Genomic DNA, 17,023 nt, shown 5'->3' with positions numbered 1-17,023 from the left:
TGAGCAGCCCTGCATGAATGGTTGGGGGCAATGAGGCGGACACCTGGACGATCAGTCTGCAACGGGCGATGTACTTGGCAAACGTCCCAGGTGCTTCATGAAATATCGCGCCATGCTGCCTGCGTGCCAGGCCATGTAGCGCGGTTGGCGGCGACTGGCTCGCTGGGCAGCATGCACCACCGATGTGCGAGGTGAGACCACCACCTTCCAGCCGGCATTCCAGAGCCGGGCGCAAATATCCACATCTTCGTAATAAAGATGGAATTTATCATCGAAGCCTCCCACACTGCGAAATGCAGAGGCCCTGAAGAGCAGGAACATGCCGGCGGTCCAGTCCACTGGCACCGGCGAGGCACCCTCGGCGAATGGAATTCGATAGCGTCCATCATCGCCCCCGATGGCTTTTCGCAGCAGTCCGATCGGTGTCGGAAATCGCCTGGCACTGTCTTCGGGCTGCCCCGCCGGGCTCACGACGAGTGGAGCCACCAGCCCCACCTTGGAGTCGTTCATGGCCTCCAGCAGCGCGGGGAACGGATCGACCGGCAGGCGAATGTCGGGATTGCACACGCAGAAGAATTCTTCGCGAGCGACCTTGAACGCTTGGTTGTGGTTGGCGCCAAAACCCAGCGGCGACGTGTTGGTCAGGCGCTGAACCGTCAGGCCATGGCTCTGCAGCGGCGTGCCATCAGGTACGTTGGTGGTCAGCACCAGCCTGTCTGGCCGGGTGATGCCGGCCAGATCGCCAAGCAAGAGGTTGCTCAGATGCGCTTGCCCGTGGCTGACAACGGATAGGCAGATGCTCATAGCTGGCGCAGCAACCGGAACAGCACCCGTTGAAGCGGCGGAAAGTGCACCGACAGCCAGCAAGCCATCCGCGTCTTGATCCGGTCCCGAATGCTCAGCTGGTCGCCGAACTGGCGCAGGAACGCACGCGCCTGGCGAGCGTTGCCCTGAAAGGCTTCATTGTGCTCGTCATCCCACATTCTGATGGCGATGATCACCAGCACCCGCAGTACGTGGTAGATGTTCTTGGGCAAGGCAGCGAGCCCGGCTTTCATCCGGTAGCGGTTGCGCTCCGTCCAGGCCTTGGCGCCAATGGTGTTGTTGCCGTGCTGGCGATAGTTCACCAGCGCCTCTTGCAGATACTGCCTTCGCCCGAAAGCGCTGGCCACCAGGGAGATCCACCAGTCGTGCATGATGGATTCGGCCGGTACCGGTGTGCATCGTTCCACCAGAGACCGGTTCATCATGGCCGTGCAACCGGTGACGGTGTTGCTGATCAGTTGGGCTGCAAGGCTGTCCCGGTCCGGTCGAAGGCCTTGATAGGCTGCCATCGACGGAGCGATTTCCTGGCCGTCCTGATCCACCACACGCAGGTCGCCATGGACCAGGGCCGGTGTCGATGAATCGCCTTGCTCCAGGCGGCGCATGGCCTCAAGCAGCTTTTCAAGTTTGTGTGGATGCCAGGTGTCGTCCTGATCGGCCAGCGCAAAGTAGCAGGGAGTACCTTTGCAAGGGTCTTGCTGGCTGACTTCCAGTGCGATCTCCATCAACCGGGAAAAGCTGCTGCGGGCCCCCAGATTGCCCAGCTGGTCATCGACCACAAGAATGCGCTGTGGATCGCGCGCCTGGTACTCCGCCACGATGGCGCGTGACTCGTCCTTCGATCCATCGTCCCTGCAGACGATGAGGATGCGTTCATGGCTCTGGCCGAGGATGGAGTCCAGTTGCGGCCTGAGATATCTTGAGCCGTTGTAGACAGGCAGGAGCACCAGGATCCAGGGCCTTGCGGACGCGATGGTGGATGTGCTGTTCATGGCAGATGTCGGGCGTCGCGCAAGGCGCGACGCAGGCTGGACCAGAACGCGCGGCGTTCGGCCGAAGTGAGCAGCAGATACAAGGTCTTCAGCGCCCAACGCACGTTGTCCTTGATTCGCCAGACCAGGGGTGCATATGTCTGGCGATGCAGATGCCGTCGGTTGCGTGTCGAGTAGTAGTAGCGCAGGGCACTGTGCTGAACAATGAGGCCGCGTTTGACCAGAGGGTTGTCGCTGTCTTCGCCTATGCGGTGCAGCAGGCTGGCATGTTCGCTACCGTACAGGGCATATCCCTTGGACACGGCGCGAAAACACCACTCCAGGTCGACGTTGTCGATGAAGTAGTCACTGCGCATCGGGCCGATGTGCGCCAGGGCTTGCAGGGAAACCAGCGATCCGGATGTGATCAGGAAAGCCGTGTGGATGAGTTTTCCGTCCGCGGTAGCCGGACTCTCCTGACGTTCAAGGAGGCGCCGGAACGAACGGAAAGGCATGCGTCGGCCGGAATGGGGTTCCACCAGTCGCGGTCCCACGGCTGCGACACGTCCGGGTGTGAGTGCCTGCGCCTCATCCCAGGCGGTCAGGAGGTTTTCCACGAAATGGGCGCCGATGCTGCTGTCCTGATCAAAGAGCAGGGCCAACTCATAGCCACGGCGTGCGACCTCGTCCAGTGCGCGGTTTAGGGCAGCGGCTTGACCGATGTTCTCTCCCAGCGCCAGCAAACCCTGACAGCTGGACAGCGGGTCGACGGATGCCTTGAGCTCGGCGATGTTGGACGAATGGTTGTCGATGACAAGGAAGTCACAGGCGCTGTCGTCGAGCTGACGCAGCAGGTCCATGGTGACTGCAAGGTCTGGATGGTAAGTTACCACGACCGCGCATACCCGGCGCCTGTTCATGGGAGTCTCTGGGTGACCAAGGCTCATGAGGCGCTTCGCCAGTTCAGCGCAAAGTCCCCGTCCGGTGAGAGGTTGGGGTTGTAGGCGGGGTCATGTGGCCGTCGCCCCCATTTGGCGATCCATGCCTGGCGTCGGGAGCCGAACAGGCCCAGCTCCGTCAGGAGATTGGCGCGACCTGCGAACCGCAGATCGTTGAACCGCACCTCGACTTCCGGCGTCCAGATGTTGGCAAGGCCTTTCTGGTGGAGGGACAGACACTTGTCGACGAGATCCAGCCGGCCGCCGAATGCTTCGGTAAACGGGTTTGTGTCTTGCAGGAGTTCGCGCCGGGCCACCAGCACGGCCGGCGACAAAGCCATGAACGACTGCTGCAGGATGCCTCTGCCCGCGTACCCCGTCATGTCGGTGAACAGGCCCTTGTGGGCATGTACCGCACGCATATCGTCCGTGAACAGGATACCGCCATGGTCAAAGATGTCGTCATTGCCAGCGCCATCCACGATCCTCGGCGCAACGAACCCCGCCCGAGCTTGCCCGGCAATTCTGGCCAGTTCCTCCAGCCAGCCCTCGGAAACCTCTGTCAGGGGTGTGTTCAGAATACCCACAAAATGTCCCGTGGCCAGCGCAAGCGCCGCATTCAGCCGCTGTGCAAGTGATGCTCCACGTGGCACGTGCATAACCTGAACACGCAGCTCGTCCCGATACTCAAGAGGCACCAAGGCCCCAGGGTCCATCGGCATCGAAGTGGCCACCACGACGTCGCAGGTCAGCTCACCTATGGCCTGATACAGACACGCAAGGATTCGCCGCAGTTGTTCAGCCGGGTAGTCAAATGTCAACACAAGGCTTGCAGTGCGCTGCTCAGGCCACAGGCCGTAACGCACCCGGTTGAACGCCGGCAAGTGGGTCGAAGGCAGAACCTCGCCGTCAACCCCCATCCGCGCCAGATGGTCCTTGATGGCCTGACGCGACGCGGTCGATGTGTAGGACTTTTCAGACTGCGCCAGCGCCGTGCTGCCTTCGATGGCGCGCCAGTGATACAGCACCTCAGGGATATGGACGATCTGGTCGGGCCGCAGCCGCTCCAGTGCCCGCAGTGCCAGGTCCCAGTCTTGGGACCCTTCCAGACCCAGTTTGAACCCGCCAATATCCTCGATCAGACTGCGTCGGTAGACGCCAAGGTGGCTGATCAGGTTGTGACCCAGGAACAGGTCGTAATTGAAGTCGGGCTTGAAATAGGCACCCAGGGCCTTGGCGCCCGTTTCATCGATACGGTCTTCGTCCGAAAAGATGATCCCCGCTTCGGGGTGCTGGGCAATGGTCTGGGCCACCCGCTCCAGTGCGTGGACAGGCAGCAGGTCATCCTGGTCAAGCAGGACGATGTAGTCACCTCGCGCCAGGCTCAGCGCCGAGTTGGTGCAGGCAGAGATATGACCGTTCTTTTCGCGGAACGCCACTCGGATGTTGGGATGCCGCGCCGCCAGTTCCTGAAGATAGGCGGTCAGATCAGGGTCCTGGGAGGCATCGTCTGCAATGCAGAGTTCCCATTGCGTGTAGGTTTGGGCCTGCACCGATTCGATCGCCTGCCGCAGCAGGTCCAGCGGAGGCCGGTACACCGGAACAACCACGGACAGCAGGACATCTGGCTGTTCAGCGGGTGTCTGGGGAAGCGCACTTGGGTGGCTGGTGCCGAATCGGCGCTTCCAGGCGGCGTAGTCATTGCGGTCGTGCTCGCCAGAGCCCGGGCCAGGGTTGAGTTCGTATGTGTTGATGCGGCTGAAGTAGGACCAACCGTAGGCACGAAACTCCCGCCACCATTCGCACAACTGCGGGTACCAACCCCCGCGACGGGCGACCTCACCTGGCAGCAGGCGCCAGCCATGACGCAAGCGCAGAGCCAGCATGATGGGGCCGCGGATGAGGATGGTGGCTCGCCAGAGGGTGGAATGGCGGATGGCGTCGAGCTCCTTGCGTGCCTGTTCCAGTTCCATTTGCAGATCTGCAATCTGCTTGCGCAGGCGCACAGCTTCTCGCGCAGGCACCGCGTCGGATGACGGGACCATGGGAGCGTGGCTGGAAGAGGTCGGGCGCGGATCCATAGGGGCTCCCGGCCGCTTTGCCGGGTGTTTGGGCATGAGGGGTGGTCGCCCCGGAAGGAGCGCAGCCTGCGATTATCCCGCGTTCGCAGGGCGGCCTTTGAACATTGGCTGCGCCGCCACCATCAGCAAAGTGAGGATGAGCGAGGCAAAGGCAATCAGGACAAAGGAGTTGAACTTGTACAGCCCTGGGTCTTTGCGGATTTTTGCGACATAAACCAGCGTGAGGTCTGTCTCGGCGCCGTTCACGGTGGCCCTGGGCAGGCCGGCGGTACTGCTGAGCACTGCGGTGACGGACTTGCCTGGTGCGGCGCTGACCCCTTCGATGTCGATCCAGGCGTCTCGCTGGTACACCTGGGCAAAGGTCACCCCGGGAAAACAAATGAGCTCCAATGAGTTGTCGATCAGATTCTTGACGTCAACGAGTTGCTCATTGGTGGCATCGCCGGCGGTGACCCGCAGTCGAATCAAACCGTCGTTGCGCCTTCGGCCGTAAGTGGCAAACAGCACGTCCATGCAGAAGACATTGTCCAGTTCGTGTGGTTCGAGTTGGGTGTGCTCGGTGCGCAGGTTCTGGCGAAGCCGGAAATCTGGCGTGATCTCGCCGGCAGGGCGCATACCGGCCCAAGGAATGCCCTTATGGAGGACATCCTCATTCTCATATCGCTCGATCACGGGGTAGAACATGAACAGCAGCAACGCTGCCATGAACAGAACCATGGCCGAAACGGAGCGAAGTGTCGGTCGAAACGCGCTCATATCTTCACCGTCTCAAGGAAGGGGATGACCTTCTGGGCATAGGTGTAGATGTCGGCGACAGCCAGCCCCAGTACGGCCCACAGATAGGCGTGGGGCGGTACGCGCAGCTTCTCCAGCACCAGGGCCGATGAGGCCAGCAACAACGGCACGTAGGGATAGAAGTAGCGCCCTTGGATGCCGCGCATCTGGGCCACCAGCACGTACGCCTTGAACACCTGGGTCAGAAAGATCAGTCCGAAAAAGACAAACACCAGCAGCCCGTATTGGACCAGGCGGTCTGAGGGCTCCCGGCTCAGCACCGCCAGCACCAGCGCCGTGGGGCCCAGGATCAGGGGAATCAGCAGGATGGCGTTGATGAAAGGCTCTTCCCTGAGTCCTTCTTCCAGGTGAAGCTGCGGCCAGACCCAAAGGTAGGCGGCAGTGCCTGCGATGGCCGCTGACACGATCAGCACCACCCGGAGTGCTCGGTTCGAGAGCAGGTTGGTCATCCATTCCTGCAGAGTGGCAGCAGGGTGCAAAGGTGCGGAGGGCTGCGCCAGCTGCCTGCCGTGGACCACGGTGAGCCACAGGAAGGCCAGTGCCAGCACCAGAATGACCAGCGCGAAGTACAGGAAGGGGTAGTCAGTGATGTGCGTCAGGCGCGTGCCGATGCAGAGGTGGGCCAGCTCTGGGGTCTGGCAGTAGCCGGAAAAGCCGAACAGCCCGTAGAAGCTCACCAGCATGGGATAGAAGAACGAGTCCGCGTGTATGAACTGCTCGACGGTCAGATGCGGCAGGGCTGCCTTCACCGAATCGGTGATTCCGATGTAGAAGGGGTTGCCAAAATGGTACAGATTGCGACCCATCCACCACAGCGGTGCCAGCACCGATACCAGACTGATCAAGGGTGCATGCAGGAGCCACCGGCGCCATGGCAACCTGAGTTCGAACAACAGAATCGCCACCATGGCAGCGATCATGATCCAGGCGGTCATTTTGGTGGCGCCGGCGATCGTCAGCCACAAAGCGCACAGGTAGGCATCTTGCAGCCGGTGATTCAGCAGGTACCGGATGAAGTGACGCGTGGCCACCGCCGATACCAAGGCCAGGAAGACATCGTTGGTGATGCCTGCGGACAGATTGGTCAAGGTCGGGATGAACGCCACCGACATGGCCAGCAACACCGCCTTGGCGGGGTCGACACGCATGTCGAGCATGGTTCGGAACAGCACCACTACCAGCAGTCCCAGGCAAAGGGCCGACACCAATCGGGTCGCCCTGATGTGGTACCAGCGGTCGTCCGTGATCAGGCTGGCGATCTTGTAGGGAATGGCGGCAATGGCGTAGTACAGCGGGGGATGCTGAACAATGTAGTTGGTTCGGGGAAACGGGGAGGGGCGCTTGTCGACGGGATCCATCCACAGGTCGTTGGGGATGGTGGCCTGGCCCAGCAGGGGGAAGATGTTGCCGTGGGCGATGTCCTTGACGTAGGCGTAGTGCCCTGATTCGTCCGGAATGTCGGCTGGCGGAATCACAAAGGATCCCAGGAAGATCGACTTCAACGTCACCAGCAGGAACAGCCAGATGGCCAGGCGTCTGGTCGTGCCAGACAAGGGCTGCAGCGCGCCTGAGGTATTGGGAGCCGAGGCAGACGGATTCATCTTTTAATTGTATAGTGCTAGGTTATCCATTTTTTTGGGCTGGCGCCTGTCGCCGGCCTTTTCCCCGCCGAGGATGGCTTCCCTGATCTCGATCATCGTCCCTGTCTACAACTGCGAGGCCTACCTGGAGCAGTGTCTCAGGTCGATCGCCGATCAGGGCTATCCGGATTTCGAAGTGTTGTTGATCAACGACGGTTCGACGGATTGCAGCGGCAGTCTGTGCGATGCGTTCGCTGCCGGGGATTCACGTTTCCAGGTGACCCACAAGACCAACGGGGGAGTTTCGTCGGCCCGCAACCTGGCTCTGGACCAAATTCGTGGGGACTATGTCGTCTTCATCGATGCCGATGACTACGTGGACGCCACCTTTCTTTCGAAGATGGTTGAAGCCTTGAACGACGGCGATGTGGTGGCGTGCGCCTACGATCGCGTCCGGCCGAGCGGCTCCCAGCCATTTGTGTTGGGGCAGGCGGGCCCGATCTCGCTGGAAGCGCTCTACGAGCACACGCTGTGTACCCAATGGATTGGCGGCGGATGCTGCAACAAGATTTTTCGGGCGGATCTGATTCGTCAGATGAATCTCAGGTTTGATACCCGGATTGCCGTGGGCGAAGACATGCTGTTTCTGGTGCAGTACTACCAGCGCTGCCGCTCCGCGGCCTATGTGGGCGATGTGCTGTACCACTACCGTTTCAATGAGGTCTCTGCCACCGAGGCTGGCTTTGCCCAGAAGAAGGTGAACGAGCGGACGGCCAGCATCCTGCTGGCACTGGACGCCATGGCGCAGCGAATCGATGCGGGTGTCGGGTATCAGCGGCAGGCACTGGCGTTTCGGCGGGTCCGTTCCGCGATGAGGCTCTTTTTCCAGATGGTGCTGTCGCGGACCCGTGACCCCGCGCTGATGACGGTCATCGAAGGGCATGTGCGAGCCGGCCTGCAGATCTTTCTGGCATCCCGTCACGCGCGCCTGTTTGAAAAGCTGGTGGCGGTGGCCATGGCGTTCTCCACGTGGCTGACCTATTGGCTGGCCGTGGCCCTGTCTGGTGTTTTGGCTGGTCGTCTGGCAAGCTATCGGACCTGACGGCTTCCATTTTTTGGCGCGAGCACCCGTGTATGTCTTCGATCTCTGACCAGATCCAGCACCTGGCCTCACAGACCTTGCGAAAAACCCTGCAGACGGTCCCGCTGGGGGTTTCGCGTTCGATCTCGTCGGGCACATTGCCCATCTTCATCTTCCACGCGGTGGAATCGTCGCCCAAGCCTTACATCCGGCACCTGTACGACTGCCACAGCCCTCAGAGCTTCGAGCGGGTGCTCGACGAGATCCTGAAGGAGTTCAAGCCCCTGGAAGACCTGTCCCCCGCCGGCATCGCGAATGCCGGGGCTGACCGGTTTCTGGTCACCTTCGATGACGGGTTGAGGTCCTCCTACGAGGTGGCCACACCGATTCTGGAGCGCAAGGGCATTCCCGCCATTCACTTCCTTATCACCGACTTCCTGGCGGGAACCGCCGGTTCGCGGGTGGAGGAGAAGTTCAAGGCCAGCCTGCTCATCGAACGGCTCAAGGGCCAGTCAGCACAGGAACGGCAAGACGTGCAGGCGATCCTGTCCCGACGTGGCTACACCGGGGGGGTGGACGAGGCGTTGATGGCCGTCCGGCTGGAGGATGCCTCCCTCTACGACGAGGTGGCGGAGCGCCTGGGTGTCGATCTGGCCGCGTTTTTTGAGGCGGATCGGCCGTACATCACCCACGATGAGGCCGCCGACCTGGTGCGGCGCGGTTTCATGCTGGGGGCGCACAGTTGTGATCACCCGAGGTACTGGGAGCTGGACCTGGATGCCCAGGTGGACCAGACGCTCAGAAGCGTGCGCCATGTGACACAGGCTTTCTCCCTGCCATACCGGTACTTTGCGTTCCCGTACAAGAACCGCGGCATCAAGCCCGCTTTCTACGAGCGCACCCGCGATGAGGTGGACCTGTTCTTCACCACCAGCGGTTGGGGCAACCGGATGAACCGGGACAAGGTTTTCCATCGGGTGGGGATGGACCACCAACCCGACGCGATCCAGGCGCTCAAGTGCGGGTGGCGACCCTATCCCTTGAGCCTGATCCAGTGATCAGGCCGCCTGACGGCGGTTGCCAAGCGTCCAGGGCAGCCAGCGCTCGATGACCGCGATCGCGGGCCACATGAGCAGCGAGGCCACGCACAGCACCAGCAGGCCCCAAAGGATGCTGTGTTCCATGGTGTCGAGACTGGTGCCTGTGCCGATGCTGAGGACCACTTTCACTCCCTTGATGGCCAGCATGTGCAACACCAGAATGCCCATGCTGTGCCGTCCGATGAAAGCGAGCGCGTCCTGAATCCTGACGCTGGCCAGCTGAACGAACAACAGCGACAGGCCAATGCCGATAAGTGCAAACAGCAGGAACAGAACAGGCTGATTGACGGTTGGTCCCGCCAATCCGACGGCGCCATTGATGGGTGAGAGCAAGGACAGACCGGCCAGCACCACCAGCCATAACCAACGCTGGCCCGTGGATATCTCGGTCATCCTGGCGGTGCGCTTCCAGTCCAGGCCCATCTGAATGAAGACCGCCGCCGCCATGGCAGGCAAGAGGCTGAACGGCGCCTTGATGTCTTCCTCGATCCCGGCAGCGATGGCAAACAGCGCCAACAGCAAGGCATAGCGTTGCCACTGCAGCCGCACATGGGTGTGAATCACATGGACGAGCGCTTGCGCGACGAAGAGGGCAGGAAGGAACCACAGGGGACTGTTGACCAGCAGACCATCGCCCACCGACCCGTAGAAAACGCCCAGCAGGGGCCACCAGAGCCCATACCCGAACTGCGCCACGGTTTTGCCCGCCAGCTGGGCGGCCGCGTAACCCAGCACATAGAAAACGTAACCCAGCAGGGCATAGACCAGATAGGGCAGCAGCAGGGTGGTGAGCCGGCGGCGCAGGAACTCCCCCAGAGGAGCTGCGCCGGGCTTGAAGGTCAGCCCTGCGGCAAAGAAGAACAGCGGGACATGAAAGGAGAAGATCCACATGTACCACTGGGGTACGTCCGACAGGGACCACACGTGACCTACGACGATGAGGATCATGCCCCAGCCCTTGAGGGCGTCTATCCAGGTTTCGCGGGTGGCTGTCGTCATCTTGCAGGGGGAACTCAGGAGGGGTCACCAAGGCGGCGCTGTGCGCCCGTGATCTCGGTCAGCCACTTGAGTGAATAGCCCACCACAAAAGCCAGCCCGTCGCCAAGCACCGTGGCCAGTCGCATGGTGACGCTCAGACCGATGGCGGTGCCCGTGCCGACCACCGACCCCAGAAGGGCCACCACCAGCGCCTCACGCACACCCAGCCCGCCGGGCGCGCCAGGCAACAGGTAACCGGCGATCCAGGCGGAGGTGAACATGAGCGTGAAGGTCAGCACATTCCCCTCGTTGACCCCGAAAAGGTAGGTGGCCTGCAGCTTGAGCATCACGCCGAACACAAAGAAGCAGAAAATGAAGCCGGCAGCGACCGCGACGGCGGTACCAAAGCGGGGCAGGGCCACCATTTGCCCGCTGCCCAAACGGCGCGACAGGCCCGGCAGCACGCGGTTGAGCAGCCACACCGCCACCCATGGGCTGATGGCCAGCGCGATGCCGAGGGCCGCCATGAAGGGCGTGCTGGGTATCGGTACGTCCAGCACGGCCGTGGCATCCAGGTAGATGAGCAGACCGGCACCCCCCATGGCCATGCCCGTGGCCACCAGCCACAGTGTGGAGATCAACATGGTGGTAACGGAGACACCAATGGGTACACCAGCCGCACTGGCCAGGGTGACCTGGCCAACCAGGTGGCCGACGTTGCCGGGCAGGTACTTGGCCACCTGCGCCATGCCCACGATCCGGAAGGCGGTGAGCGCAGGCAGACGCACCCCTTGGTCACGCAGCAGCGCCATCCACATCAGGCCACCACAGACCAGGTTGACGAACATGCACAGCACGGTGGCCATCAGGGCCAGCCATGCCGCCAGATCCCACCGGATCGGCGGGATGCTGTCGATATGCTGCCGGGCGGCACCGACAAAGTAGATGGCGACGATGATCAGAACGATCACGGACGCCCATTTGGCCAGTCGCCTGGACTTGGTGGCTTGGGTCATAACGAACCGCCCAACCGGTCACCGCCCGGCAGGGCGGTTGCCGAGGGGCAGCGTAGCTCAGGCCTTGTCGTTGAGCAGATCGGCAATGCGCTTGCCGGCCAGGATCGAGTGATCCATGTTGTAGTACTGCCAGTCGCCGAAGCGGCCTGCCGGGTGGATGTCCAGGCCCACCAGCCACTCGTGGATGGTCTTGACGTTTTCCTCGTAGTCCAGGTCATAGATCACGTAGGCCGGATCCACGGTCAGCACGTCGGCTGCGAGGATCTCGTCGTCCGGCCGCATGATCTTGGCCTTGATCAGGCCGTCGATGGTGGCCTGGATCAGGGCTTCACGTCCTTGCACCCGCAGCGGGCGGTGCTTGGAGTACGAGATCTCGCAGCAGACCGAACTGGTGCCCGGCGGGCAGGTCTTCTCGGAGGCGTTGCGCGGGAAGCTGATGCGGTGGAAGATGAAATCCTCGGCCTCGTGGAAGTACAGCCAGTGGTACGGGCTCATGTCCGGCCGGTTGATGCCGATGTTCACGCACTCGATCTGGTTGAACTGCAGACCGTTGATGGCATCGAGCACATGCTGCGGAATGTCATCAATGAAGTGTGGCAGGTGGGTCAGGGACAGGGTGTAGACCAGATTCTGGTATCCCACTACCTTGCCCGTGTTGAACGTGACCTGCTTGGTCTTCGGGTCGATGTGCGTGACGGTCTGGTTCAGATGGATGTTCTTCACGCCCTTGGCCAGCGCGACCGGCAGCGACTCGATCGCGCCTTCGATGGGGTACCAGAACTCCTGGTTGAAACCGGAACGGTCATCCTCGTGCTGCAGGGCCCCACGCAGCACGGACTCGAAGTCGGGCTCCGGGACGCGCCGGTCGATCCAGTTGAAGTTCATGTACTTGGGATCGATGGTCCAGATGCGCTCGGCGTAAGGGATCATCAGCTGCTCGGCGATGCCCTTGCCGAAACGCCAGTACATCCACTCGCGGTAGTTCTGCGGCTTCGGACGGTCCGGATTGCGCAACACCTCGACCAGGCCGCTCAGGCACTCGATCACGTCCTTGGCGGGCAGCCCGTACAGGTGGGCCTGATAGGGGAACTGGGTGTACAGGTCGTACTTGCCGTGATAGATAAAGGCCTTGCGCTTCTTGATCTCGATGTTGCCCTTGAGCAGGGTGTGGATGAGTTCGTGCGCGTACGGGTTGACCGTGTACAGGATGTGCGGTGCGTAATCGAACAGGAAGCCGTTGACCTCTTCGGAGCGGCACAGACCACCGACTTCATGAAGCTTTTCGTAGACCTGGTAGTCGTCGCTCTTGAGGTGGTAGCCGGTGCTCAGGCCAGTCAGGCCTGCGCCAAGGATGAGGTTCTTCGTGGTTTCCATCGAGGGCTCAATAAAGAAAATAACCCGGCATTTTACTGCCGGGTCTGGGATCAGAGGAAATGGACCTGCTGGACGTCCGGAATCAGGACATGGCTTCCCGGCACATGGCTTCGATGGCTTCGCCGGTCTTCTGGCTGGAGCAGTACTGCTCGAAGGCTGCATAACCGTTGCGGGCGATCTTTTCCCGCAAGGCCGGATCGTTCTTCAGCGTGCGGATGGCATCTGCCAGCGCCTGGGGATCGGCCGCGGGGACCAGATAGACGCTTTCGCCGTGCGTGAGCAGTTCCTGCACCGGGGCATTGCGCTGGGTGATCAGCGGCTTGGCCATGCCGATGCCTTCAATCACTTTGTTGGTCATCACCAGCGACGCACGGGTGTTGTCACCGAAGATGCCCAGGCACACATCCGCGTTGGACATGAGCACTGCCAGCTGATCGTAGGGAACGTTGTCGATCAGTCGTACGTTCTTGAGATCGAGCTCTCGCGCAAGCTTCATGTCCTCTTCGTAGGTGATGCCCCTGCCAACGATCTGGAAGGCAACCCCTTCGTTCTCCAGCATCTTGGCGGCCTTGAGGATGTGGCGAACGCCATGAAACGGCGTGTACTCGCCGTGGAAATGCACCAGGAACTTGTCGCTCTTCTCGGTGGCCGGACGCGGATAGATGGCTTTGTCGTCCACCGCCAGGAAGAGGCGGCGCAGCTTCTTGCCGTCCACCTTGAAGGTCCGCTTGAAATGGTCGATCACATGCTGGCTGTCCAGGATCGAGATGCTGGCGGCCTTGTAGGACAGCCAGTCGCTCAGACCGTAGACCCAGGCCATGAACGAACCGGCCTTGGCCTTGGCCCGGTCGAACACCATGGTGTCATAGGTGGTGATGTACATGTCGAACACGATGGGCTTCCAGGTCAGCAGACGCATCACCGGGGTGAGCAACTGGCCATAGAAACCGGTGAGCACGACATCACAGCTCGGGGCCTTCAGCATGGCCTTGAGCAACAAGCCAGGGTAGTGCTTGAACGAGCGGTCCGGTGGGAGCACCGGGACCACCTCGTGGCCACGGGATTCAAGGGCACGCATGACGATGCGTGTGCGTGAGTAGCTGGCTTCGCGCCCGGCAAGGTAAAGGATTCGCATGTAGTAGGCGGGTTGTCGGGGCGGATCAGAAGCTCAGGACGGCCTTGAGCTGGACGGCCTGGGTCTCCTCGCGCTGCTGCAGGTCCACCGCGTAGGCGGCATTGAGGTGCAGGTGGCGTGTGAGGCCCACATTGGCATTGAGGCCCAGGTAGGTTTGCTTGATGGCCTTGCGCTCAATGAATTCGCGCTGGGTGACCAAGGGCTGCGAGGCCTCGCGCATGGAGACGGTGTAAGGCGTCCGGTTCAGGCTTTCGCGGTGCATCAGGCTGCCGCCGAACTGAAGCAGGCGACCGTTGCCCAGCGAGACCGGCTGGAACTGCAGATCTACCCCCAAACCCGACACGAGTTCGTTGGACTTGATGGAGGAGAAGTTCACATCGGTCGTGTACATGGATTGCATCGTGCCGGCATTGAGCCGCTGTTGCATCTGTGTCAGCGAGACCCAGGGTGTCACGGTGGCCCAGGACGAACCCATGGAGTAGCGCAACTTGCTCTCGAACGACAGCCCGGAGCCTTTGCGCTCGTTGGCGATCGCGGTCTGGAGGATGTCGTCCTGGCCGTACTGGCCGAACTGCTGCGACAGGTGCGAGACGTGGTTGGTCCAGAGCAGGCTGGACCCCACCGGCTGCATCCAGTACAGCGTGGCGGCATGGGCCTGGAAGCCCAGCTGGGTGCGCTCTTCCATGCCGTCCAGGCGCGTCTGACCGACCTTCTGGTTCAGCGCCAGGCCGAATTGCGGCGCGCGGCCACCGGTGGCGGACTGGCCGCTGAAGTTGAAGGCCAGACCCGCGTAAGCCTGGTTTCCGGATCCGTTCAGGCGAAGCGGCGAACTGGCATCGAGTCGTTTCGCGTTGTCCATGCCCAGCGGCACCAGTGAAAAAGCCGATGTGCCGGGCTGACGCTCCTGCATGGCCAGCACCAGCAGGCCCTGGTCAATGTCCTTGTTCAGCTGGGCCGCCGATGCCGCGCCGGCTTCTAGCGCGTTGGCCCAGTTCCAGGCGCGGGTCAGATAGTGCTGGAACACCCGCGCAATGATCACTTCTCCGCGTGAGCCGAAGTGGATCGGGTCGTAGAACAGGGCAGTGGTACGGTGCTTGCTCGGGTCCTCGGTCGTGACGTTGGTGAAGCCGTACTTCTGGGGCTCGTTCAAGACCCGGTTGAAGGCCGTGTACAAATCCACGGCAATGATGTTGGGGTTGCTGTTGGCCAGCCCCGCCACGAAGTTGTTCCAGTCCACGATCTGGCCGGCAGAACGCGTCGGGTTGACACCCGGGTTGCGGCTCCAGTCGTGGATCTGTGTCACGAAGATCCGGTTGGTCCCGTTGGCGGCGCCGGCTTGCACCAGCTGGTTGATGGCCTCGGTGTAACCGGCCTTGGACGCCGCGATTTCGTTCTCTGGCTTGCCGTTGCGGCCGATGTCGTTGTAGCCGAAGTAGGTCACCGCCAGATCACGCTCGGTGACGGCGGAGCCCGTCCGCTTCCAGGTGGCGATCTGTCGGTCGATGGAGGTGGTCTGGGTGAAGGATGCCTTGGCGCCGCCGATGGCGTAGTTCTCGGTCTTGGTGACGGTGCCGTACTTCTCCAGTTCGGTCGCCCAGTTCAGGATGCCCCTCGGACCCGTGTACCCGGGATCGGAGTAACTGTCGCCGAAGACCCGCATGCGGTTGACCTTGACCTGATCGGGGCTCGTTGCACCTGCCAACGCAAACGGGTTTGGAACGGCCGGTGCGACCTCTTCCTTCTTGGGGCTGCTGGAGCAGCCCGTCGCGAGCATCAGGGCGATCGCGCTGCCAATGACGCCCAAGGGACGGAGCTGGCGCAGTAGTGGTGTCGTGACTTCCATGGAAGGGTGACCTCGCTGAGATTGAATTGTGACTTTGATGGAAAAGAGGGCCGAATCAATCGCTGCCGAACAGGTCGCGCGTGAAGACCTTGCTGTTCACGTCGGACAGGCTGCTGTGCATCCGGTTGCAGACGATCACGTCCGACAGGCGCTTGAACTCTTCCAGATCCCGGATCACCCGTGAATTGAAGAAGTTGCTGTCTTCAAGGTTGGGTTCGTAGATGACGACGTCCACGCCCTTGGCCTTGATGCGCTTCATGATGCCCTGGATGCTCGACGACCGGAAGTTGTCGGAGCCGGCCTTCATGATCAGCCGGTAGATGCCCACCACTTTGGGCTTACGACGCAGAATGCTTTCGGCGATGAAGTCCTTGCGCGTGGTGTTGGACTGCACAATGGCCTGGATTAGGTTCTGGGGCACGTCGCGGTAGTTCGCGAGCATCTGCTTGGTGTCCTTGGGCAGACAGTAGCCGCCATAGCCGAAGGAGGGGTTGTTGTAGTGGCTGCCGATGCGTGGATCCAGGCCTACGCCCTCGATGATCTGTCGGGAATCCAGCCCATGGGCTGCCGCGTAGGTGTCCAGCTCATTGAAGTAGGCCACGCGCATGGCCAGATAGGTGTTCGAGAACAGCTTGACGGCTTCTGCCTCGGTCGAGTCGAGCAGCAGGACCGGCGTGTCTTTCTTGCGTGCGCCTTCCAGCAGCAGATTGGCAAACTGCCGGGCACGCTCAGACCGTTCTCCCACGATGATTCGGGAGGGGTAGAGGTTGTCGTGCAGGGCCTTGCCTTCGCGCAGGAACTCGGGCGAGAAAATGATGTTGTCACAGCCGAGCTCTTGGCGGACACGGGCGGTGTAACCGACCGGCACGGTGGACTTGATGACCATCACCGCTTGCGGGTTGATGGCCATGACATCCCGGATCACCGCTTCCACCGATGAGGTGTTGAAGAAGTTGGTGTCGCTGTCGTAGTCGGTGGGCGTGGCAATGATGACGAAATCGGCGCCTTCATATGCCAGCTTCTTGTCGGTGGTGGCCTTGAGATTCAGCGGCTCGTGGCTGAGGAAATGCTGGATGTCCGTGTCTTCAATCGGACTTTGCCGGGCATTGATGGCGTCCACTTTGCTCTGGACAATGTCCAGCGCCACCACCTCGTGGTGCTGCGACAACAGAATGGCATTGGACAGACCGACGTAGCCTGTGCCTGCGACAGCAATCTTCATGAAAAAACGCCTGTGTGAACAGGCGCACCAATGGAAAAGACAAGCCGCGAACTGACCCGGGACGCTCCGTTCCTGGTCGTGATG

14 protein-coding genes are annotated in these 17,023 nt (G+C 61.4%); 2 read left to right on the top strand and 12 right to left on the bottom strand.

All coding sequences use genetic code 11. The annotated features are described in order from the left end of the window. Positions 1-51 precede the first annotated feature (51 nt). The 6 genes from ACFQNJ_RS02565 to ACFQNJ_RS02540 form a co-directional block, all read right to left on the bottom strand. Complete coding sequence (locus tag ACFQNJ_RS02565) at positions 52-708, bottom strand: glycosyltransferase (RefSeq protein WP_382253584.1); 657 nt, start codon at positions 706-708, stop codon at positions 52-54. 92 nt (positions 709-800) lie between these two features. Further along, positions 801-1,817 carry a glycosyltransferase family 2 protein gene (locus tag ACFQNJ_RS02560; protein ID WP_382253582.1) on the bottom strand — a complete coding sequence of 339 codons (1,017 nt, stop codon included), beginning with the start codon at positions 1,815-1,817 and terminating at the stop codon, positions 801-803. Continuing rightward, entirely contained in the window at positions 1,814-2,656 is an 843-nt protein-coding gene (locus tag ACFQNJ_RS02555) for a glycosyltransferase family protein (protein ID WP_382253581.1), read from the bottom strand. The genes ACFQNJ_RS02560 and ACFQNJ_RS02555 overlap by 4 nt, the downstream gene beginning before the upstream one ends. A gap of 83 nt (positions 2,657-2,739) precedes the next feature. After that, entirely contained in the window at positions 2,740-4,779 is a 2,040-nt protein-coding gene (locus ACFQNJ_RS02550; protein WP_382253579.1) for a glycosyltransferase family 2 protein, read from the bottom strand. Positions 4,780-4,887: 108 nt separating this feature from the next. Next, positions 4,888-5,571 (bottom strand): hypothetical protein, encoded by a 684-nt coding sequence (locus ACFQNJ_RS02545; protein WP_382253578.1) that lies wholly within the window; start codon positions 5,569-5,571, stop codon positions 4,888-4,890. Further along, entirely contained in the window at positions 5,568-7,211 is a 1,644-nt protein-coding gene (locus tag ACFQNJ_RS02540; protein WP_382253576.1) for a glycosyltransferase family 39 protein, read from the bottom strand. The genes ACFQNJ_RS02545 and ACFQNJ_RS02540 overlap by 4 nt, the downstream gene beginning before the upstream one ends. A gap of 73 nt (positions 7,212-7,284) precedes the next feature. On the opposite strand from ACFQNJ_RS02540, the gene ACFQNJ_RS02535 reads away from it, so the two are divergent. After that, positions 7,285-8,292: a glycosyltransferase family 2 protein gene (locus ACFQNJ_RS02535; protein WP_374642629.1), complete on the top strand. Its 1,008-nt coding sequence runs from the start codon at positions 7,285-7,287 to the stop codon at positions 8,290-8,292. A gap of 32 nt (positions 8,293-8,324) precedes the next feature. Next, positions 8,325-9,329, top strand: coding sequence for a polysaccharide deacetylase family protein (locus tag ACFQNJ_RS02530; protein ID WP_382253574.1), 1,005 nt, complete (start codon positions 8,325-8,327; stop codon positions 9,327-9,329). On the opposite strand, the gene ACFQNJ_RS02525 is transcribed toward ACFQNJ_RS02530, so the two are convergent. The 6 genes from ACFQNJ_RS02525 to ACFQNJ_RS02500 form a co-directional block, all read right to left on the bottom strand. Then, entirely contained in the window at positions 9,330-10,370 is a 1,041-nt protein-coding gene (locus ACFQNJ_RS02525; protein ID WP_382253572.1) for an acyltransferase family protein, read from the bottom strand. Positions 10,371-10,384: 14 nt separating this feature from the next. Then, a complete protein-coding gene (locus ACFQNJ_RS02520) occupies positions 10,385-11,365 on the bottom strand; it encodes a lysylphosphatidylglycerol synthase domain-containing protein (protein WP_382253570.1) in 981 nt (326 codons plus the stop codon). Between the two features lie 57 nt (positions 11,366-11,422). Continuing rightward, positions 11,423-12,739, bottom strand: coding sequence for a protoporphyrinogen/coproporphyrinogen oxidase (locus tag ACFQNJ_RS02515; protein ID WP_382253568.1), 1,317 nt, complete (start codon positions 12,737-12,739; stop codon positions 11,423-11,425). Between the two features lie 82 nt (positions 12,740-12,821). Beyond that, positions 12,822-13,874, bottom strand: a complete 1,053-nt coding sequence (locus ACFQNJ_RS02510) for a glycosyltransferase (protein ID WP_374642620.1) — start codon at positions 13,872-13,874, stop codon at positions 12,822-12,824. A 25-nt stretch (positions 13,875-13,899) separates the two neighbouring features. Further along, complete coding sequence (locus tag ACFQNJ_RS02505) at positions 13,900-15,717, bottom strand: GDSL-type esterase/lipase family protein (RefSeq protein WP_382253566.1); 1,818 nt, start codon at positions 15,715-15,717, stop codon at positions 13,900-13,902. Between the two features lie 55 nt (positions 15,718-15,772). Next, a complete protein-coding gene (locus ACFQNJ_RS02500) occupies positions 15,773-16,939 on the bottom strand; it encodes a nucleotide sugar dehydrogenase (RefSeq protein ID WP_382253564.1) in 1,167 nt (388 codons plus the stop codon). Positions 16,940-17,023: the final 84 nt, after the last annotated feature.

It is taken from the genome of Hydrogenophaga bisanensis (assembly GCF_042665135.1).
Taxonomy (GTDB): domain Bacteria; phylum Pseudomonadota; class Gammaproteobacteria; order Burkholderiales; family Burkholderiaceae_C; genus Hydrogenophaga; species Hydrogenophaga bisanensis.
Note: the sequence above shows the minus strand (reverse complement) of the source record. Positions and strands in the feature narration are given on the sequence as shown.